The following is an 18,571-nucleotide window of genomic DNA, read 5'->3' on the forward strand; positions in this document are numbered from 1 at the left end:
CTGCGGGGACTTCGTCCGTGTTGGTCTGACCGGCTTGCCGGGGCTTGCCCCTTGTTTCTCAGCCGGGCGACCCAGCCTTCGTCGACCTCGAGCGGCCTGCTGCTGTCGTCCGGCAGGCCTTCGCCGGATTGGCCGATGGTTTCATTGCGCGGCCGGTCGTTCGCGCCTGTCGTGATCTTCTGAGCCATTGCGTTTGCCTTTACGCCTTGCAATTTTCGAACGCCTCAGCTCCGCAGAGGTTCCGGTTCGACCGGCAGCCTTTCAGCCGGGTTTTCGCAGCACATTATCTATCCTGAACCCGGATTTCGGCCGCGCCGGCATGCGGGCAAGCGAGACGGTCATATCCTGATCAGGCACCTGGTAGGCCATCGACCGCGTCAGCAGGCGAACCGCTTCCATGATCAGCGCGACGGTGACGGCTTCTCCGGGGCAGCGATGGGTAGTCGCCGGATCTCCGCCGCCATGCGGGATAAAGTCGAAGCCGTGGGTTTTCCAGCTCAAGCCGCGCTCCGGGATAAATCGGTCCGGCTCCAAAAACAGGCGGCGATCGTGGTTGGTGCCGTGCAGGTCGAGCAGAACCCAGTCGCCGTTGCCGAAGCGGTAGCCCTTCCATTCGAAGGGATGGCGGGCGCGGCCGCCGATGAACGGGAAGAACGGATAGAGCCGGCGAACCTCCTCGGCGAAGGCTTCCAGCCCGTCGTCATCGCCGGCTGCGAACCTGTCGTACCATTGGCGGTGCTGTTGAAGCGCCAGCGCCGCAAACATGATGAAGCGGCCGATGGCGACAACCGGCCGGATGATGTTGATGATCTCGACCGCAGCACTGGCAAGATCGAGCGGCATTCCCTCGGCATCGACATATTCGCTGACCAGGCGGACCGGGCTGTTTGCCGGCAAATCAAGCGCGCCGCTTCGAACGCGCCGTACAAGCTCGCCGATAGTGCGTTCGGTCCGGCGGCGCCGCCACAGCGCCAGCATGGTCGACGGCCCGATGCCGCCAGCGTTCTCGACCATGCCGCTGAGCTCGCGGCAGAGTTCGGCGCGATCCTTGTCGGCGGGGATGCCGGCCCAATCCGCTGCCGCCTGGGTCAGGACGAGGTTTACGGCGTCAAACAGGACGATCTCGTCACGCCGCTGCCAGTCTTCCAGCTGGTCGAGCCAAGCGCGACGGAAGGTTGCGCGGAGCCGCTCGATCTGGCCGTCGTCCAACAGGATCGACAGGAAAAGCGCCTTGCGGTGGCGGTGAGCGGCGCCGTCGAGCGCCTGGACGCTGCCCTTGTCCTGCAGCAGACGCAGCGTGGTCTGCGGCATCGCACCAATTCGGGTGAAGTGGTCGCCGCCATAAAACATCTCGGCAGCCTCGGCACCGCGGACGCAGATTGCCGGCCGCAGCATCAGGCGCGTGGCAAAGATGTCGGTGTTCATGCGCCGGCAGCGGGCCGAAATGAAGTCATAGCCTTCGCGCAGCAGGGCCAAGGTGCTGTCGAATACGGCGCGCGGAATGGGTTTTGCGGCATGATTGCCGCCGTCGGCATCGATCAGTTCACGTCTGTTCATGGCGTGCTCCCTGGCGTTGAAATTCCTCAACGCACGGCCGGCACTTTCGATCACTCGACTTTTTGACGGCTTTGCCGCGCCGCCCTTCGGCCGCGGCTGGCAAGGATGGTGGTCAGCGTGACCGGACGAAAATCCCAGCTGTCGACGCCGACGTCATACTGGCGCGTGACCGGGGTCAGCCTGCCGTGGGAATGGCCATGCAGGTCGATCGATTTCCTGCCGATCTGGTTCCAGGTGCGAAAAGGGTAGTGGCAAAGGATCAGCAGGCTGCCGTCGAGCGCCAGCTCCTTGTAGTGCTGCGTGCTCGCCCAACCTGTGGCCTCGATGGTGGCCGCAGCATCGTTGTTGCCGATGATCAAATGCTTGCTGCCATGAAGGGACGCCAGAAGCGACGACACGAACGCGGCCGATCCCCTGGCAAAATCGCCGAGATGCCAGACCTCGTCGTCCGGCCCGACAATCTCGTTCCAGAACGCAATGAGCGACCGGTCATGTTCCGCCAGCGAGCCGAACGGGCGGCGGTCGATGCGCAAAATGCGCGGGTCGCTGAAATGCGTGTCGGCGGTGAAGTAGATCATGCGCTGGAGCCTGTTTCGAACTGCCGATCTGGGCGCGTGGCGCACCAAGTCCATGTTGCTCTCCCGATGCTTGCTCAACCCGCTCGATCGCCGGTTGTTCCTGGAAGCAGGCCTAGGCGGTTTCCGCTCGTTGGCACTTTGAAACGGGGGCACTTTGAAACGGGGGAACTTTGAAACGGGGGAACTTTGAAATGAGACGCAGGTTAGAATGCTTGAGGCCGATGCTCTGAAAGGACCTCGACGATGACCGACGCAGAACCTCTTGGGCGAAGCCCGGCTCAAGCGCGGGGCGATATCGATGCCGGGCGCGAAGGGGACAAGACCCCGGGCATCGATCCGGCTGCGGCTCCCATGGAAACGGACGCGGAATCCGCCGGCAACGCTCCGCCGAAGAGCCCTGCCGCGCGCCATGAAACGCCGAAGTTTACCAACCAGGCGAGCTATGCCAATGCGATGCGCCCGCTGAAGGATGAGCCCGACGTCCAACCGAGCAGATATGGGCCAGTCCTGGTGATTGCCGCCATCGTCGTGCTGGCCGCGGCGGTTTTCATCGGCGCAGCCATGCTGCGCTGAATACCGCTGCCCCAGGTTCGGTGGCGCGATGGCTGGACATTTTGTTTCCGGTCCGGGACCTTGCTGACGCGCCAAGTTCAGGCGTGATCGAGTCTGCTGCACATTGACCACCAACCATCAATTCTTTGCCCGAGACGCCACCACCGTGGCGCGCGACATGATCGGCGCGATGCTGCTCTTGCACGGCGTCGGCGGCATCATCGTCGAAACCGAAGCCTATCGCCCGGATGATCCGGCTTCGCACGCTTTCGGTGGCAGGACGGTGCGCAACGGCGCAATGTTCGGCGCCCCCGGCAGCGCGTATGTCTATCGCTCCTATGGCCTGCATTGGTGCCTCAATGCCGTGTGCCTGCCCGGCAGTGCCGTGCTTATCCGCGCAATCGAACCGCAATCCGGGCTGGAGGTGATGCGGGCCAATCGCGGCGTTGACGATCCGCGGCTGCTTTGTTCGGGACCGGGTCGTCTTTGCCAGGCGCTGGCAATCGACAAATCCCATGACGGGCTGCCGCTGGACGTGCCGCCATTCGAATTCAGGCAGCCGGGCGACGCCAGCGCCGTTCTAACAGGCCGCCGGATCGGCATTTCCAAGGCTGTCGATGCCGAGTGGCGGTTCGGCCTGCGCGGCTCGGACTATTTGAGCCGCAAGTTCTGATGCCCGCGGCAGCGGCAGAGCAGTTGCCCGGCATCACTCGTCGGGTTTGCCGAGATGCATAGGTGTCGCCTGCTGGCGGGCTTCCCTGGTCACCTCGTCGGCTCCGGCAGGTGAAATCCCTCGCAACGCCTTCGCGGCTACGGTCAGCCGGCCGCGATCATTGCCGAAGCTTTTGATCAACTGACGGACCTGGTCGGCGGTGATGCCGTTCTGTTGGGCAAAATACTCGACTTCACGGTCGTCTTCCGTAGAAACGCGGTCGCGCTCGCGGAAATCTCGCTTGCTCTTATCGTCGGCCATTTTTTCCTCCTGATGGAGCTTTGCATCAACGGCAACGTGGGTGAGCCGCTTTCGTTGCCGCGATCAGGCGGACTTTTCCGCCGCCGTGCCGACTGCCCAGGAACCATGAGGCGAGCAGCCGGTTTGGCTTGGATGCAGACACGTTCAGCCTCCAATTCATACCGATGGAGAATACGATGACGCTCGCAAGCAAAACCACTGCAATTGCCGCGGCGCTGGCCATGTTGGCCGCGCCGGCATTCGGCCAGACGAGCCCACCTGCGCCCGCCGCGCCGGCACCGGATCGTGGCGCCGAACAGTCGCCCGCAATGAGCGGGCAGAGCCAGGATGCCATGCGCGATATGATGCGCCAGATGATGACCGAGATGCTGGAGGAGAGAATGCAGGAAGATCGCGCGCCCCGGGAGGAACGGCGAGGTCCCGACCGCTGGCATCGCGGCTACAGGATGGGCCCGCCTGAGCGAGGGTGGGAGATGGGTGGGCGCGGCGGCATTGCACGCGGGATGCATGGCGCGAAGATGCGAATGATGTTCGCCATAGTAGATGCGGACGGCGATGGCGCGCTTTCTCAAAGCGAAGTCCAGGATTTCGTCGGGCGGATATTCAACGCCGTCGATGAGGACGGTGACGGCAGCGTCGACATGCAGGAAATCCGGTCCTTCTTCCACGGAGGCGGCGCCGAGGATCAGGAATAGGTCTCCTGCCGGTCGGCAGGAGGCCTGTCTGGGGCAGCGCGAGCTCGTCGGCCGGGGAGGATAAAAAGTCGCCGGCAAGTGGATACCAGGCTGCCAGCCGGGGAGATGCATTCCTTGGCTGGCCTTGCCGAACGCCGTGGACCAATCAGACCAGCAGGAATTCAATGGCCATGACAGAGACAACTCCAGAGAAACCCCCGACCATCGCCCGTGTCTGGCGTGGCAGAACCGTGCCTGAAAAGGCGGATGCCTATGAGAGTTACAATTACGAGGCCGGCATCAAGCCGCTGATCGAGAAGGCACTGGGCGTGCAGACCTTTCGCGAGGACACGCCGACCCATTCGGAATTCGTGACGATTTCCTATTGGGAAAATGTCGAGGCGATGGCGGCGTTCACCGGCGGCGATCCGACGAAAATCCACCATCTCGAGCGGGACAAAGAGTTCCTGATCGAATTGCCGTCGCGGGTGCAGGTGTTGCGCATCCGATCGAGTCACGGGCGGCTGGGATAGGGCAGCGCCGCCCGGTTCGGCCCGATCTAGGAAATCGCCGTCAAGTCGATTTCGGTGATGTGCCAGCGGCCGAGATTTGCGGTGTAGAGCTTGTCGCCCTTGAAGGCAATGTTGGTTGGGTGGGCGAGCGTCGTTGCCGCCGGATCCTCGATCAGCACCTCGAGCCCGCTATCCTTTCGCCAGCGGTAGATGCGGCTCGGCTCGTAGCAAGAGATGAACAGCGACCCGTCCGGTGCGAAGGCGACGCCATCGGGAACGTTGCTCACGCCGTCCACGACGAGCTGGCGAGGTCCTGCCGTGCCGTCGGCACGGATCGGCACATAGCTGAGGCAGGCCGCATGGCTTTCCACGACGTAAAGCCCATCGCCACCCGGTGCCATCGCCATGCCGTTGGCGAAGGCCATGGTCTCGCTGCACCACAGGCCGCCTTCGCCGGTCTTCAAATCGTAGCGAAAAATGCCGGAGCGGTTGTCTTCGCCTACGCTGTCCGACACGTAGAGCCAGCCGCGTGTCTCGTCGACGATCGGATAGTTCGGCACGCGGATGCCGGCCGAGGCGAAGCGCTGCATACCAGCCGTCGCGGCATCCCAGCGAAAGATCGCCGAATGTCTCAAATCGCATGCAAAACAGTTTCCCGCGCTATCGAAGGCGATGCCGAGCAGAAAGCCGTCCGTGCCGCCCATGCGTTCGACCGAGCCGCCATCGGCGGCCAAGCGCAGCAGGTCGCCGGTTTCGGTGCCGCACCAGATCGAGCCGTCGCGATGGATGGCCACGCCTTCCGGATGGGCGACGCGCGGGCTGGTGAAGATGCCATCGAAGAAGACCCTCGCGGCCGACATTTCGAGCAACGGCTTTGCCATGCGCACCCCCTTCAATCCGGTGCAGTATGCGACCGCTGTGCGGCGATGCAGCGCTCGACCATCCGCCGGTCGGTGGCCAGGATCTCGGCGATCAGGGCGCTGCGCTCCCTGGCGCTGACGAATTCGAGGCGCCGCAGGCCGAGCGGGTCGATGCGGTTTCGCAGGATGTCGAGCGTCTCGTTCGAGGGTAGCGCAACTTGGCGGCAATCGGCATCGAATGTCAGGGCAAAGCCGGTGGCATCCTGGAGCTGCTGGCGCGTCACGCCCGGCATGGTCTCGATGACGGCCAATTGCCGGCTCTCCCCGTCGAGCCGAAACACGCAAAGGTCGGTGAACACCAATGCCGCGCCGGTCCGATAGCCCATCGGCTCGCGTTCGGCCTCAGTCAACAGGCCGCGCGCCGAGCTGGCAATCTCGACCGTCTCGACCAGCGACTGCACGGAATGGCGGGGGACGTAGAGCAGATAATCGCGATGCATGTTGGCGACGTCGGCCATGCCGCCTTGCCCGGGCAGCCGGATAAGGCTGCCGTCACGCTTGCGCAGCGCAATGGTGTTGACGCGCCCACGGCGGTCGACCTGCGCGGCACCGACGATCTCATGCGTCACCGCGCCGGCCTGGTAGTAGGTCGAATAGGTGTCGTCGCCGCCGGCATGCGCCACCGCCGTCTCGCAATCGAGGCTTTCGATCAGCGACAGGATCATCGGGCTCGGTGCTATGTCGAGATGGCCGCAACTCATGGTGGCGATGATCATGTCCGGCGCGTGCGTCGCTTTGGCCAGCCGGTAGGCGACATTGGCGAGCGGCGACACCGCGCCGGCACTGGCAAAGCTCTCATTGTCGAGCTCAGCGGCGATGCGGGCGGCGATGATCTCGTCGATGGACGCCTCCTTGTTGCCGTGCACGAGCCTGGGCATTGCGAGGACTGTTTCAGCGCGGACTTTTGCAGCGTCTTGAACCCGCTCCGGCACGCCTTCCGAAGGCATGCTCAGGCTGTCCGACAAAGGTATTTCCTTGGCCGCGAACGCCCCCGCCAACGCTTGATAATCCGTCACATAGAATGGCAGGCAGGAGGCGGGATAGGCGCCGCCTGGTGCCAGCGCGATCGCCGACACCTGGTTGCGGGTCAAAATGCTCTGCCGACCATCATGCCGCAGCGCTCCGACCGGGACGATTTCCTCGACCGTGACCAGCACCTGGCGCGCCGCCCCGGCCATGGCGAAGTCCAGCGCCCGTGGCCCGATGATCTGGACATTGCCGCTCTCGTCGGCACGCTGGGCATGGACGACGAACGTATCGAGCCGCAAGGCCGGGATGATCCCGGTCGTGATTCCCGCGATCGGATCGGGCGCGGCGATCGCACCCGGCACGCGCGCCAGCATGTCCGAACCCTCCGGAAGCTGAAACGGCATCGACGGCAGGTTCTGCTGCCCCGCCCGCAGCGCCTGGATCATCGCCAGCGCCGTCCAGTCGCGAACCGGCACGGCATTCGTCTCGGCAGCCGCGCGGAAGCGCGGCGGCAAACCAAAAATATCGAGGCTGGAAAAGCAGATATCGACCTCCGCCACGGCATTCGCTTCGAGAAGCAGTTCGAGCGGCAGGCCGCCGGCCCAGCAGACATAGGGAAGATCCTTGACGCCCAAGCGGGCGATGGCCCGCAACAAGGCGATCGGCAGCCGGGCAAAATGATGGCCACCGACACCGAAGACGTCGCCGCCGCCGACCATCGCGGCCAGGCCCTCGACATCGGTGAAGCGCGGCCGGTTTTGCTTGACCAGGGACGTCATTTCGCAGCCTTCGGCCGCGTCGCGCTCTTTTCAGCAAATTCCTTGACGCGCCGCTGGCCGGTCTCGCTGCGGTACAGGCCACCCAGGACATCGCGCTCCATGGCAAGGCCGTCGGCCAGATCGCCCGAAACGGCATGCGCGGTCAGCGCCTTCAGCCCTTCGATCGCGGCGGCCGGTTCGGCGGCGATCATGCCGGCGAGTTCCAGCGCCCGCGGCATCAGCCTTTCGGCATCGACGATCTCGTTGACCAGCCCGGCGCCGACGAACTCGGAAGCCGGCACGATGGCGCCGGTCATCAGCAGAAAATTGGCGCGGTTGCGGCCGAGCTTCTGGACGCTGCGCTGGGTGCCGCCGCCGCCGGGGACCAGCCCGAGCTTGATCTCGGGCAGGCCGAGCTTCGCGAACTGGTTGGCGATGACGATGTCGCAGCACAGCACCAGCTCCATGCCGCCGCCGAGCGCAAAGCCGTTGACCGCGGCGATGACCGGCTTGCGGTTGTTCTCGACCGCGGCATACATGCGCGTGCCGGCGGCCTGGAAGGCGTCGAACTCGACAGCTGTCTGGGCAGCGTATTCCTTGATGTCGGCGCCGGCCATGAAGCCGCGCCCCTCGCCGGTCACCACGATCGCGCCGACGCTGTCATCCTGCGACAGCGCCTCGAAAAGCTCGGTGATCTCGCTTTGCATCAGCCGGTTCATGGCGTTGAGCTGATCGGCGCGCCGGAAGGTGACGACTGCGACGCGCCCGGATATTTCCAAGGTGAGTGTCCGGTAAACGCTCATCGTCAGGCAGCATCCACGGTCATGTCGCCGGACGCCTCCAGCGCGGCGATCTCGTCGCTGTGGAGGCCGAACTCGGCCAGTATCTCGCGGCCATGCTGGCCGACCAGCGGCGCCGGCCGCTCGATGGTTGCCGGCGTCTCGCTCATCTTGACCGCCGGCGCGACCACCCTGACCTTACCGCCTCGCGGATGGTCGTAGCTGGTGATCATGCCCATGTGCTTGACCTGCGGGTCCTCGGCTGCGCGCCTTATGTCCTTCACCTCGGCACACCAGATGTCGGCTGCCAGCAGCCGCGCCAGCAGGTCCTGCGTGGCAAACTTCCTGGTTTCGGCGTTGACCTTGTCGAACACCTCGTCGCGCCTGTCGAACAGCGTCTTCAGATCGTCGTAGACAGCAAGCTGCGGCGCGTCCAGCAGTTCATACAGCGTCTTGAACGGGCTCATGGCGATCGACACATAGCCGCCGTCCTTCGCTTCATAGACACCGAACGGCGCCTGCATGCCGGGGTGGCCGATGCCGGAATTCGGGCGCACGAAATCCTCGCCGAGATTGAGCACGGCGACATATTCCTGATTGAGATGCGCCAGCATGCCGGCGAGCAGATTGACCTCGATCTTCTGGCCCTTGCCGGTCTTCTCGCGATAGTAGAGCGCCGACAGGATGCCGTAGACCATGTTCATGGCGCCGATCTGGTCGGCCAGGCCGGCACCGGCCGGAACAGGAGCCTGATCGCCGCGGCCGGTGTTGGAGATCAGCCCGGACAATCCCTGGATCAGCATGTCCTGGCCGGGGCGCTCGACATAGGGGCCTTCCTCGCCATAGCCGGAGCCCGAGCAGTAGATGATGCCGGGATTGACTGCCTTGAAGTCCTCGTAGCCATAGCCGAGCCTGGCGAGCACGCCGGGGCGGAAATTCTGCACCACCACATCGGCCTTCTCAGCCATGTCCATGATGATGGCATGCACCTTGCGACTTTTCAGGTTGAGCGCGATGGAGCGCTTGTTGCGGTTCCAGGCGAGGAAATTCGGGCTTTCGGAGCCGCCGACCCATTTGGCGAAGAAGGTCATGCCGCGGAACATGTCGCCGGCGCCGGCACGCTCGATCTTGATGACGTCGGCGCCCATGTCGCCGAGCAGCTGCGTGGCGAACGGCCCTTGCAGCAGGTGGCTGAAATCGAGAATGCGGACGCCTTCGAGGGCTTTGTTCATTTTTGTCTCGTTTGTTGTCAAAGCAGGTCGGGTACGTAGCGCGGTGCTGCGGTGAGGCCGCCGTCGACGCGCAGGTCGGTACCGGTGGTGAAGCCGGCGGCGTCGGAGGCCAGATAGACGGCGGCTTCGGCCACCTCGGACGGTTTGCCGATGCGGCCGAGCGGATGCATCTTGACCCAGGCCTTGGCGAGATTGCCGCCGATCTCCTTGACCAATTTGTCGTTCATCGGCGTGTTGATGGTGCCGGGCGAGATCGAGTTGACGCGGATGTTGAGCGGGCCGAACTCGACCGCCATCTGGCGCGTCATCGCCATCACCGCACCTTTGGCGCCGGCATAGGCGGTCCAGCCGTCGAGCCCGATATGACCTTGCGCCGAGGCCATGTTGATGATCGAGCCGGATTTCTGCGCGATCATGTGCGGCAGCGCATATTTGCAGCCGCGGAACACGCTGGTCAGGTTGACCGCGATCAGCCGGTGCCACTGCTCGTCGCTCATTTCGTGAACCGGCATGCCGCCGATGGCGATGGCGGCATTGTTGACGAGAATATCGAGATGGCCGGTCTTGCCGACGGCTGCGTCGATCAGGGCGGCGATGTCGGCCTCCTCCGCCACGTCGCAATGGATGTAGTCGGCGCGGTGGCCGGCGGCGCGCAGCTCGGCTGCGAATTTTTCACCCTTCTCGTCGGCGATGTCGCCGAGGAAGACGTGCGCGCCTTCCCTTGCCATCGCCTCGCTGATCGCGTGGCCGATGCCGTCGGCGGCGCCGGTGACGATTGCGGTTTTCCCTTTGAGACGATCCATATCAGCCTCCAATGGCGCGCCGGCGCTTTGCTTCGTCGAAGGCGACGGCGGCAATGATGATCATGCCGGTGATGACCAGTTGCCACTCGGTCGGCAGGCCGAGACCGCGCAGCCCGTTGGACAGGAACTGCAGGATCAGCACGCCGAGCGCCATGCCGGTCAGGCTGCCTATGCCGCCGGCAAGGCTCACCCCGCCGAGCACGGTGGCGGCAACGACCTGGAACTCGAAATTCAGCCCGGCCGTATGCTGCGCCGAACCGACGCGGGCTGCCAGGATGATGCCGGCTACCGTCGCCAGCAGCGCGCTGATGATGAAGCAGGTGAACTTGACGCGGCGCACGTCGTAACCCGCCAGCCGTGCCACTTCCGGATTGCCGCCGACGGCATAGATCTGCCGCCCGAACGGCCGGTGCTGCATCACGTAGGCGAAGACGGCGAGCAGGACGATGGCGATGACAGCCGAATAGGGAACGACGTTGAACAGGCGGCCGTCCGACAGCGCGATGAAGCTATCGAGCGCGGCATCGTCTGGAATAGCGCGCTGGCCGGTATAGAGATAAACGCCGCCGCGCATGATGAACATCGTGCCCAGGGTCACGATCAGCGAGTTGATGCCGGCGTAGGCCGTCAGATAGCCATTCACGACGCCGATGATCAGCCCGAACAGCAGCGCGCCACTGATGCCGAGCAGCAGAGAATTCGTGTCGTTCATGATGATGATCAGCGGCAGGGCGATGGTCGCCAGCAGCGAGCCGATCGAGATGTCGACCTCGCCTGATATGAAGACGATGGCGCAGCCGATGCCGGCTGTCAGCGCCAGCGAAGCCTGACCGAGCACATTGGTGATGTTGCGCACGGAGAAGAAATTCTCGGCGGTGAAGGAAAAGAACGCGATCACCAGAATGAGGCAGAGGAGCAATGCCAATTCCTGGCGCGCGACGAGCCGCGCCAGCATGGACGGCCCAGCTTTCATGGTGTCGGTGCTTGCCAGGCTCATCGCTTGGTCCCTTTGCGAAGCGTCATCGTCTTAGCCGATTGCCGCATTGAGGATGTTCTCCTGCGTGGCCTCGTCGCGAGGCATGATCGCGGTGAGGCGGCCTTCGCACATCACCGCGATGCGGTCGGCAAGCCCCAGCAGCTCGGGCATTTCGGACGTCATCATGACGACCGCCAGGCCCTCGCCGGCGAGCCGGTCGATGAGCGCAAAAATCTCCGACTTGGCGCCGACGTCGATGCCGCGGGTCGGCTCGTCGACGACGATCACCTTGAGACCGCGCATCAGCCAGCGCGAGATCAGCACTTTCTGCTGATTGCCGCCGGACAGATTCTTGACCTGCTGGAACAGGCTGGGCGTCCGGATGCGGAAACGGTCGACATAGTCCTGCACCGCCTTGCGTTCGCTGACCTTGTCGACGAAGCCCATTCTGGCGAAGGCGCCGAGTGAGGCGAGGCTGGCATTCTGGTAGACCGGCAACTCGCCCATCAGCCCCTCGCTCTTGCGGTCCTCGGTGAGCAGGCCGATGCCGAGCCGGACGCCGGTGTGCGTTTCGTGCGGCAGCAGCCGGCAGCCATCGACCGAAATGGCGCCGGAAGTGATCGGGTCGTAGCCGACGATGGCCTTGGCGAGCTCGGTCCGGCCGGCCCCCATCAGGCCGAAGAAGCCGAGGACCTCGCCGGCATGCGCCTCGAACGACACATCCTTCAGCTTCTTGGCGGTGCTGAGCCCCTCAACGGAAAGCGCGACCTTGCTGCCCGGCGCGCCACGCTTGCGAGGGAACAGGTTTTCGATGCGCCGGCCGATCATGTCCTGGATCAGCGTGTCGTTGGTATGTTGGCCGATCGGCCTGGTCGAGACGTGGCGGCCGTCGCGCAGCACGGTCACGGTGTCGGCGATCTCGAAGACCTCGTCGAGCTTGTGGCTGACATAGAGCACCGCGATGCCCAGCGCGGCCAGCCGGCGGATGACGGTGAACAGCAGCGAGACCTCGTTCGGCGTCAGCGAGGAGGTCGGCTCGTCCATCACCACGACGCGGGCCTCATGGGCGAGTGCGCGGGCGATCTCGACCATCTGCTGCTGGCTGACCGGCAGCGATCCCGTGCGCGCCGCCGGGTCGACATTGAAGCCGATACGCTTGAACAGAGCGGCCGCATCGGCACGGATCTTCTTCCAGTCGATCGAGCCGCCTTTGCCGGTCGGATAGCCTTCGAGGAAGATGTTTTCGGCGACGCTGAATTCGGCGATCAGCGCGATCTCCTGGAACACCACCTTGATGCCCTCTTTCAGGCTATCGCGCGGCGACTTGATGTCGGCCTCGCGGCCGCGCAGGCGGATGGTGCCGGCATCCTTGCCGTAGACCCCGGCCATGATCTTGATCAGCGTCGACTTGCCGGCGCCGTTCTCGCCCATCAGGGCATGGATTTTGCCGGGTTCCAAGGTCAGATCGACATTGTCCAGCGCCACCACGCCGGGAAAACGCTTGCCGATACCGCGCATCTCCAGCGCCGGCACGCTTTTGTCGACAGCCACGGTTTCGCCGGGGTGAAGGAAATCAACCGACATTGGCCCTGTTCCGCACGATGTCGAGATAGGTCGCCAGGATGATGACTATTCCAGGCACCACCATCTGCAGATCCTGGTTCCAGCCGAGGATGATGATGCCGTTGTCGATGACCTTCAGCACCAGCACTCCAAGCAACGTGCCGAGCAGCGAACCGCGGCCGCCAAGCAGGCTGGTGCCGCCGAGGATGACGGCGGCAATCACCGTCAGCTCGAAGCCGCGGCCGGCGGTCGGCTGGCCGGCATTCATCAGCGACGACAGGATCATGCCGGCAATGCCGACGCACAGGCCGGTGACGACGAAGGCGAACAGTTTCAGCCGTTGCGAGCGCACGCCGGAGAGACGAACCGCGCGCTCGTTGGCGCCGACAGCGTAGAGATAACGGCCGAGCGTGGTGAAGCGCAGCGTTGCCGCGGCCAGCGCGAAAATCAGCGCGGCAATGACTACGGGCAGCGGGATCGCGCCGAGATAGCCGGCGCCGAGATCGGTGAAGCCGGCAAGCCGGTGGTGGTTCTGCACCGCCTCGCGGGTGAACAGATAAACGCCGCCCTGCAGCATCATCATGGTGCCGATGGTGGCGATCAGCGAGTTCACTTTGAGCCTGGTGACGACCAGCCCGTTGAACAGGCCGACGGCACCGGCAAAGGCGAGCGCCGCCAGCAGGCCGAGCGTCAGGCTGTGCGTTGAATTGAGCACGGCCATGCCGATGCAGCCGACAAAAGCCAGCGATGCACCGACCGACAGGTCGACTTCCGCGGTGATGATCAGCATCGTCATGCCGGAGGCGACGATCAGCACCAGCGCGCATTGGCGCAGGATGGCGATGATGTTGGCCTCGGAATAGAATTGCGGCGCGGCAATCGAGATGGCCATGCAGAGCACGGCCAGGATCACGCCGAGCACCAGCTGGCTGCTGCCCAGCAGCTGGCCGCCGATGAAACGCCTTGGCGCGGAGGATTGCGTAAGCTCGCTCATGTCCATTTCATTTCCGGGCCGCATCGGGTGCCATCGCCGTCTGGAAACTGCCGGCCAAAACAGGGCGGTTGACCTGTTTTGCCGTCGGCATCCGATCCGATGCCCTTCCCGCCGCGCGGGAAGGGCAATCGGGGCTCCTTACTTCTTCAGATCGGCGGAAGTTTTCATGCATTTTTCCGGCGGTTGAAGCGCATTGACGGCATCCCATTTGATTTTGCGTGTGGTGCCATCGTAGTCGTAGAACTTGTTCCAGTCGTCGCCGTTCATCGGCGCGGTCGGGCTGACGATGTGTTCCGGCACCTCTTCGCCGTTGAAGAGCTTAACCGCTGCATCGATGGCGGTGTAGCCTTCCTTTTCAGGGAACATCGCCGCCTCGATGCGGTAGGACGGCTCGTTCTGCATCGCATTGATGAAGGCAAGGCCTTCGCCGCCGGTGCCGACCGTCAACAGGCCGTCCTGCGACTTGCCGGCCGCTTTCCAGGCCTGAAGGCCGCCGAGCGACGAGGAATCGTTGATGCCGTAGATGATGTTGATGTCGGCGTTCTTGGCAAGTGCGGCCGAAGAGACTTCGAGCGCGCGGTCCGGATTGCCACCGCCGTCGAGGTCGTGGACCATGACCGCGTCGGGGACGATGGTCTTCAGGCCGTCCATGAAACCCTGCGACCGCAGCACCGTGGCGGACAGCAGCGGCAGGCCGACATTCATCACCTTGGCTTTGCCTTCGAGCTTTTCCTTGGCGTATTTGCCGGCTTCGACGCCAGCGGTGTAGCCGGTATCATAGTCGCAGATCGCGACCATTGTGGTCATGCCCTTAACCGGATTGCCTTCGAGCACGACCGGAACGTTGTTGGATTTCGCCTGGCGAAGCAGCGGCACGACGCCTTCCTCGTTGACGGGCGTGATGATCAGGACGTCGACGCCCTTGGCCATGAAATCTTCGGCGGCGGAGACCTCCTTGGCAACGTCCAGATTGGCGTCCTGCACCTCGAGCTCGATACCGAGTTCCTTGGCGCGGGACTGCATGCCCTTGATGACGTTCTGATACCACTCATGCGTGGCGTAGTTGGTGACGTAGCCGATGCGCTTCGGCATGTTTTCGGCGTGTGCCGCGGCGGCGCTCAGAGCAAGCACCGCCGCCGAGGCAAACAGCATCGATTTGGACCAGTTCATGTTTCTTCTCCCTGTATTTCTTGTCAGTTGCTGAACGGATAGTCCCGCCGTTCCGGGTCGGCACGTGAAGAGGCGGCAGCTTCGCCCGCGCCCAGCGCCGCCGATATCGTCTCGGCCGCCGCCTTCGTCCGCTCGAAGACGGTGCTGCGATCGAAGCGGGCGGCCTTTTGCGGCAGGAAGGGGACGGTGAGCGCGGCAATGACGGCGCCGGTATGGTCGCGCACCGGCATCGAGATGTTGGTGCAGCCCTCGACAGCCAGCGAGGCGCGCATTTCATAGCCGAGCCTTGCGACCTCGTTCAGCCGCGCTTCGATTTCCGTCCGGCTGCCTTGGCCTTCGCCTGCGGCGACGATCCGTTCGACGATGCGGTCGCGCTCGGCGCGGCTCGAATGCGCCAGCAGCACCGCGCCGGAGCTCGTTTCGAGGATCGGGAAATGCGAGCCAAGGGCAACTGAATAACGCATCGGCAAAGGCGAATCGATCTGCAGCACGACCAGTGCGCTCTCGCCTTCGCGCACGACCAGATGGCAGCTCTGGTCGGCATTGGCGGCGAGGCCGCGCATCACCGGCAGCGCACATTCGACCAGGCGGTTCACCGGGGGATGCATATGCGCCAGCTCGAACAGCTTCAGCGACAGGCGGAAGCGGTCCGATTGCGTCCGGAAAATGTAGCCGCGCTTCTCCAGCAACAGCAGGATGCGGTAGATCTCGTGAATGGAGCGCCCCATTCCGGTGGCGATCTCGGTCTGGGTCAGCGGCTCGCCGCTGGCAGCCATGAATTCCAGTATGTCGAGCGCCTTCTCCACCGCCGGCACCCGATAGCCGTTGCGGCCGCTTTCGCCTTCGTCGACGATCTGGGCAATATCGGCGGCCATTACGCGACGCTCCGTTGCGGCTGGCCATGCCTGGTCTCGCGATAGAGCCGGTTCAGCCGGTCCGCGAGCTCGGCCGCCCGCAATTCGCCGGCGATCGCCGCCGCGGCATGAGGGGCGCATTGGCGGAAGAAGCTGATGAAGCCCGGATGGGTCGGGCGCAGATAGGAGGCTTGGATCGTCGCCAGCGTCGAGGCGAAGAAGCCGCCCGAGAGAGCGTTGACCTCGGTATCCTGCCACGCCGCCAGCGACCCCGGCTGTCCGCCGGATTTCACATAGTCGCCGCGCTGATAGCCGGGCGAGCACAGAAACAGCGCGTAATCGATGGCTGCCTGCTTGTGTTTCGATTGGGCGCTGACGCCGATGCCGGCGCCGCCGAGCAAGGCGCCGGCGGATCGCGGCGTCGGCACGTCGGCGAAGCGCAGATACGGCCTGTCTGCCCTGGAGGCGTAGTTCACATAGCCGAAGGCGAACGGCACGTAGACCACGTCGTCATGCGCGATCATGTGATCGTAGCAACGGATCGGGTTCCATTTCGGCGAGTTCGGATGCGACAGCGCCGCAAGCTGGCGCAATTGCCCGACGGCCCGCTCGATTTTTTCCCCGGCGATGAACTCGTCGCCGTCTTCCCGCGGTTCGCCCAGCGTCAAAAGCAGGCACATGGCGTCAGTCGGCACCAACGGCAGCCCAAGCCATTTGCCGTCCTTCAAGGCGCGCCGGCCGAGCTCCAGCACCTCGTCATGGCTGCGCGGCAGCGGTCCGTAGCGCTCCAGGAGATCGGGGCGATATGAGGCAACCTGGCAGGCAGCATCGATCGGCAACGCCCATTGGCGCCCGTCCCTCGCGTAGGATTGCCAGGATGCGCCGACCGAATCCCGTTCGAAGCCGCGGCGCTGCTCAGCCGACAAATCAAACGGCACCATCAGCCCGCCTTCGGCAATATCGCCGATGAACGGATGATCGAACACGACAAGATCATAGGCGCCGAGCACCGGACCAAGCGCGCCCTCGCCGAACTCATAGAGGCTGCGGCGGTCCCATTCGATCTCAAGACCGGGATTCGCGGCGCAATACGGCCCGATGCTGGCGTCGAGCGGACCCCAGCAGCGTCGGTGATCCCACGCGAGGCCGCGCAGTCTTGTCATGCCGAAATTCCTCCCAGAGCCGGCCATGCGCCGGCCCAGCCGATTAGTAGCAACTATTTTCACCTAGACAAGTAGTTTTTACATACGCAAAGCCAGTCCTCGCTTCCGTTTGGCGAGAAAGCCGCCCAATCATCCTTGGTGCGCATCGCGTTGCCGCCGGCCTGCAACCAAAGGCTGCGATGGATCTGGCTTTTTGGGAACTTTCGCGACGAACATTCGTTCGGTTGGCGCAGCCATCTTGAGCAGCATCATGCGTCACTGGATTCAGCGCCGAGTCGCGGGGAGCGGACTAAATGGACCAACGGTGGGCGCGGCCATGAACCGGTTTACCGCCTTGGCATTCGCCACGTTTCTGGCGATAACTTCGATCTGGGTCCTGTCGCTGGTTTCTTAAGATTTGGCTCTGGTTTTTCAGGATTTGGCTCTGGTTTGTTAGGATTTGGAGGGGTTCTCGACAGGTCGACCGCTTAACGATGACGTCCGCCGCATGTGGTTCTGCCAGCCGGAGCCGCGTGCGTGAAGAAACTGTCGCCAGGAGCACACCGGCGCGCACATTCGGGGTTGGCAGCCACGCTGCCTGCAACGTTCCAATCGGTTTTCAGGAAACGGCGAGATCTCATGCTGCTGAGGGTGATCGTTCGAAACTGTGCCGCCATCCGTCTTGGCTGCCTCGGCGCGACGATTTTGCTGGTCGGGCTGCTTGCCGGCTGCCAGGGCGGCGTGCTCGATCCGCAAGGGCCGGTGGGGGCGGCGCAGCGGGCGATCCTGCTCAATTCGGTTGCTATAATGCTGGCCATCGTCATCCCGACGATCGTGGCGACGCTCGGCTTTGCCTGGTGGTTCCGGGAAACCAACACAAGAGCACGGTACCTGCCGGAATGGGCCTATTCCGGACGCATCGAACTGGTGGTCTGGTCGATCCCCATCCTCGTCATCCTGTTTCTGAGCGGCATCATCTGGATCGGGTCGCATGACCTCGATCCAATGAAGCCGCTGGATTCGCAGCAAAAGCCGCTTGAGGTGCAGGTCGTCTCGCTCGACTGGAAATGGCTGTTCATCTACCCCGAGCAGAATGTCGCGAGCATCAACCAGCTCGTGGTGCCGGCGGGCAGGCCGGTGCATTTCTCGCTTACCTCGGCAAGCGTCATGAACGCGTTCTTCGTGCCTCAGCTCGGCGGCATGATCTATACGATGAACGGCATGACGACGCAGCTTCACCTGCAGGCGGATCAGCCCGGCGAATTCTATGGGCGGTCGGCCCATTTCAGCGGCGACGGTTTTCCAGGCATGCAATTCGTGCTGCATGCCGTCGCAGCGGATGCCTTCGACGCGTTCGTCAATTCGGCGCGAAGCCAGGGACAGGCACTCGACAAGGCCAGCTACCAGGAACTAGCCAGACAGAGCATCGACGTGCCGCCTTCGACCTATCGCTCGGTCGAGCCGGACCTTTTCCATGAAATCGCGACGCAGGGCGTTCCGCCCGCGCCCGGTCCCCAGGCCGGTCGCCTCGAGCCGAGCGTATCGCCCACGACAGGAGGCTGACA

At 63.9% G+C, this 18,571-nt stretch carries 19 protein-coding genes; 5 read left to right on the top strand and 14 right to left on the bottom strand.

What is annotated here, in order from left to right:
* Positions 1-261: 261 nt before the first annotated feature.
* Together NKI47_RS07120 and NKI47_RS07125 are read right to left on the bottom strand one after the other, a co-directional pair.
* Complete coding sequence (locus NKI47_RS07120) at positions 262-1,557, bottom strand: cytochrome P450 (protein ID WP_352588718.1); 1,296 nt, start codon at positions 1,555-1,557, stop codon at positions 262-264.
* Positions 1,558-1,607: 50 nt separating this feature from the next.
* On the bottom strand, positions 1,608-2,135 hold the full coding sequence (locus NKI47_RS07125; protein ID WP_352588721.1) for a metallophosphoesterase: 528 nt from the start codon (positions 2,133-2,135) through the stop codon (positions 1,608-1,610).
* A 243-nt stretch (positions 2,136-2,378) separates the two neighbouring features.
* Here NKI47_RS07125 and NKI47_RS07130 point away from each other — a divergent pair, with 243 nt between their 5' ends.
* Both NKI47_RS07130 and NKI47_RS07135 read left to right on the top strand, forming a co-directional pair.
* Positions 2,379-2,708, top strand: a complete 330-nt coding sequence (locus NKI47_RS07130; protein ID WP_023677029.1) for a hypothetical protein — start codon at positions 2,379-2,381, stop codon at positions 2,706-2,708.
* 103 nt (positions 2,709-2,811) lie between these two features.
* Positions 2,812-3,360, top strand: coding sequence for a DNA-3-methyladenine glycosylase (locus NKI47_RS07135; protein WP_352588724.1), 549 nt, complete (start codon positions 2,812-2,814; stop codon positions 3,358-3,360).
* A gap of 33 nt (positions 3,361-3,393) precedes the next feature.
* On the opposite strand, the gene NKI47_RS07140 is transcribed toward NKI47_RS07135, so the two are convergent.
* Complete coding sequence (locus NKI47_RS07140) at positions 3,394-3,660, bottom strand: DUF3606 domain-containing protein (protein ID WP_023677031.1); 267 nt, start codon at positions 3,658-3,660, stop codon at positions 3,394-3,396.
* 176 nt (positions 3,661-3,836) lie between these two features.
* Between NKI47_RS07140 and NKI47_RS07145 the strand changes: the two genes are divergently transcribed.
* A complete protein-coding gene (locus NKI47_RS07145; protein ID WP_352588727.1) occupies positions 3,837-4,355 on the top strand; it encodes an EF-hand domain-containing protein in 519 nt (172 codons plus the stop codon).
* A 170-nt stretch (positions 4,356-4,525) separates the two neighbouring features.
* Positions 4,526-4,867, top strand: coding sequence for an antibiotic biosynthesis monooxygenase family protein (locus NKI47_RS07150; protein ID WP_352588730.1), 342 nt, complete (start codon positions 4,526-4,528; stop codon positions 4,865-4,867).
* Positions 4,868-4,893: 26 nt separating this feature from the next.
* Here the strand turns inward: NKI47_RS07150 and NKI47_RS07155 are convergent, their stop codons facing one another.
* From NKI47_RS07155 to NKI47_RS07205, 11 genes are all read right to left on the bottom strand, one after another.
* On the bottom strand, positions 4,894-5,727 hold the full coding sequence (locus tag NKI47_RS07155) for an SMP-30/gluconolactonase/LRE family protein (RefSeq protein WP_352588733.1): 834 nt from the start codon (positions 5,725-5,727) through the stop codon (positions 4,894-4,896).
* An 11-nt stretch (positions 5,728-5,738) separates the two neighbouring features.
* Positions 5,739-7,514, bottom strand: a complete 1,776-nt coding sequence (locus NKI47_RS07160; protein WP_352588736.1) for a CoA-transferase — start codon at positions 7,512-7,514, stop codon at positions 5,739-5,741.
* The gene (locus tag NKI47_RS07165; RefSeq protein WP_352588739.1) at positions 7,511-8,296 is read right to left on the bottom strand and encodes an enoyl-CoA hydratase/isomerase family protein; all 786 of its coding nucleotides are present in this window, start codon (positions 8,294-8,296) and stop codon (positions 7,511-7,513) included. The genes NKI47_RS07160 and NKI47_RS07165 overlap by 4 nt, the downstream gene beginning before the upstream one ends.
* Positions 8,297-8,298: 2 nt before the next feature.
* Positions 8,299-9,504: a CaiB/BaiF CoA transferase family protein gene (locus tag NKI47_RS07170; RefSeq protein WP_352588742.1), complete on the bottom strand. Its 1,206-nt coding sequence runs from the start codon at positions 9,502-9,504 to the stop codon at positions 8,299-8,301.
* A gap of 17 nt (positions 9,505-9,521) precedes the next feature.
* A complete protein-coding gene (locus NKI47_RS07175; RefSeq protein WP_023677038.1) occupies positions 9,522-10,307 on the bottom strand; it encodes an SDR family NAD(P)-dependent oxidoreductase in 786 nt (261 codons plus the stop codon).
* A gap of 1 nt (position 10,308) precedes the next feature.
* Positions 10,309-11,304, bottom strand: a complete 996-nt coding sequence (locus NKI47_RS07180) for an ABC transporter permease (protein WP_352501149.1) — start codon at positions 11,302-11,304, stop codon at positions 10,309-10,311.
* A gap of 30 nt (positions 11,305-11,334) precedes the next feature.
* A complete protein-coding gene (locus NKI47_RS07185; RefSeq protein WP_352588746.1) occupies positions 11,335-12,867 on the bottom strand; it encodes a sugar ABC transporter ATP-binding protein in 1,533 nt (510 codons plus the stop codon).
* Positions 12,857-13,840, bottom strand: coding sequence for an ABC transporter permease (locus NKI47_RS07190; RefSeq protein WP_352588749.1), 984 nt, complete (start codon positions 13,838-13,840; stop codon positions 12,857-12,859). Before NKI47_RS07190 ends, NKI47_RS07185 begins: the two co-directional genes overlap by 11 nt.
* Before the next feature lie 138 nt (positions 13,841-13,978).
* The gene (locus tag NKI47_RS07195; RefSeq protein ID WP_352588752.1) at positions 13,979-15,010 is read right to left on the bottom strand and encodes a sugar ABC transporter substrate-binding protein; all 1,032 of its coding nucleotides are present in this window, start codon (positions 15,008-15,010) and stop codon (positions 13,979-13,981) included.
* A gap of 23 nt (positions 15,011-15,033) precedes the next feature.
* Complete coding sequence (locus tag NKI47_RS07200) at positions 15,034-15,885, bottom strand: IclR family transcriptional regulator (RefSeq protein WP_023677043.1); 852 nt, start codon at positions 15,883-15,885, stop codon at positions 15,034-15,036.
* A complete protein-coding gene (locus tag NKI47_RS07205; protein ID WP_352588755.1) occupies positions 15,885-17,027 on the bottom strand; it encodes an ABC transporter substrate-binding protein in 1,143 nt (380 codons plus the stop codon). Before NKI47_RS07205 ends, NKI47_RS07200 begins: the two co-directional genes overlap by 1 nt.
* 618 nt (positions 17,028-17,645) lie before the next feature.
* Between NKI47_RS07205 and cyoA the strand changes: the two genes are divergently transcribed.
* Positions 17,646-18,569 carry a ubiquinol oxidase subunit II gene (cyoA, locus tag NKI47_RS07210; RefSeq protein WP_352588758.1) on the top strand — a complete coding sequence of 308 codons (924 nt, stop codon included), beginning with the start codon at positions 17,646-17,648 and terminating at the stop codon, positions 18,567-18,569.
* Positions 18,570-18,571: the final 2 nt, after the last annotated feature.

The organism is Mesorhizobium sp. M0633 (genome assembly GCF_040320645.1).
Classification (GTDB): domain Bacteria; phylum Pseudomonadota; class Alphaproteobacteria; order Rhizobiales; family Rhizobiaceae; genus Mesorhizobium.

Excerpts from the sequence above, each read along its gene's own strand:
- NKI47_RS07190 (WP_352588749.1), bottom strand. The coding sequence starts at position 13,840 with ATGAGCGAGCTTACGCAATCCTCCGCGCCAAGGCGTTTCATCGGCGGC.
- NKI47_RS07120 (WP_352588718.1), bottom strand. The coding sequence starts at position 1,557 with ATGAACAGACGTGAACTGATCGATGCCGACGGCGGCAATCATGCCGCA.
- NKI47_RS07145 (WP_352588727.1), top strand. The coding sequence starts at position 3,837 with ATGACGCTCGCAAGCAAAACCACTGCAATTGCCGCGGCGCTGGCCATG.
- NKI47_RS07150 (WP_352588730.1), top strand. The coding sequence starts at position 4,526 with ATGACAGAGACAACTCCAGAGAAACCCCCGACCATCGCCCGTGTCTGG.
- NKI47_RS07140 (WP_023677031.1), bottom strand. The coding sequence starts at position 3,660 with ATGGCCGACGATAAGAGCAAGCGAGATTTCCGCGAGCGCGACCGCGTT.
- NKI47_RS07165 (WP_352588739.1), bottom strand. The coding sequence starts at position 8,296 with ATGAGCGTTTACCGGACACTCACCTTGGAAATATCCGGGCGCGTCGCA.
- NKI47_RS07155 (WP_352588733.1), bottom strand. The coding sequence starts at position 5,727 with ATGGCAAAGCCGTTGCTCGAAATGTCGGCCGCGAGGGTCTTCTTCGAT.
- NKI47_RS07200 (WP_023677043.1), bottom strand. The coding sequence starts at position 15,885 with ATGGCCGCCGATATTGCCCAGATCGTCGACGAAGGCGAAAGCGGCCGC.
- NKI47_RS07185 (WP_352588746.1), bottom strand. The coding sequence starts at position 12,867 with ATGTCGGTTGATTTCCTTCACCCCGGCGAAACCGTGGCTGTCGACAAA.
- NKI47_RS07205 (WP_352588755.1), bottom strand. The coding sequence starts at position 17,027 with ATGACAAGACTGCGCGGCCTCGCGTGGGATCACCGACGCTGCTGGGGT.
- NKI47_RS07125 (WP_352588721.1), bottom strand. The coding sequence starts at position 2,135 with ATGATCTACTTCACCGCCGACACGCATTTCAGCGACCCGCGCATTTTG.
- NKI47_RS07175 (WP_023677038.1), bottom strand. The coding sequence starts at position 10,307 with ATGGATCGTCTCAAAGGGAAAACCGCAATCGTCACCGGCGCCGCCGAC.
- NKI47_RS07170 (WP_352588742.1), bottom strand. The coding sequence starts at position 9,504 with ATGAACAAAGCCCTCGAAGGCGTCCGCATTCTCGATTTCAGCCACCTG.
- cyoA (WP_352588758.1), top strand. The coding sequence starts at position 17,646 with ATGCTGCTGAGGGTGATCGTTCGAAACTGTGCCGCCATCCGTCTTGGC.
- NKI47_RS07195 (WP_352588752.1), bottom strand. The coding sequence starts at position 15,010 with ATGAACTGGTCCAAATCGATGCTGTTTGCCTCGGCGGCGGTGCTTGCT.
- NKI47_RS07160 (WP_352588736.1), bottom strand. The coding sequence starts at position 7,514 with ATGACGTCCCTGGTCAAGCAAAACCGGCCGCGCTTCACCGATGTCGAG.
- NKI47_RS07180 (WP_352501149.1), bottom strand. The coding sequence starts at position 11,304 with ATGAGCCTGGCAAGCACCGACACCATGAAAGCTGGGCCGTCCATGCTG.
- NKI47_RS07130 (WP_023677029.1), top strand. The coding sequence starts at position 2,379 with ATGACCGACGCAGAACCTCTTGGGCGAAGCCCGGCTCAAGCGCGGGGC.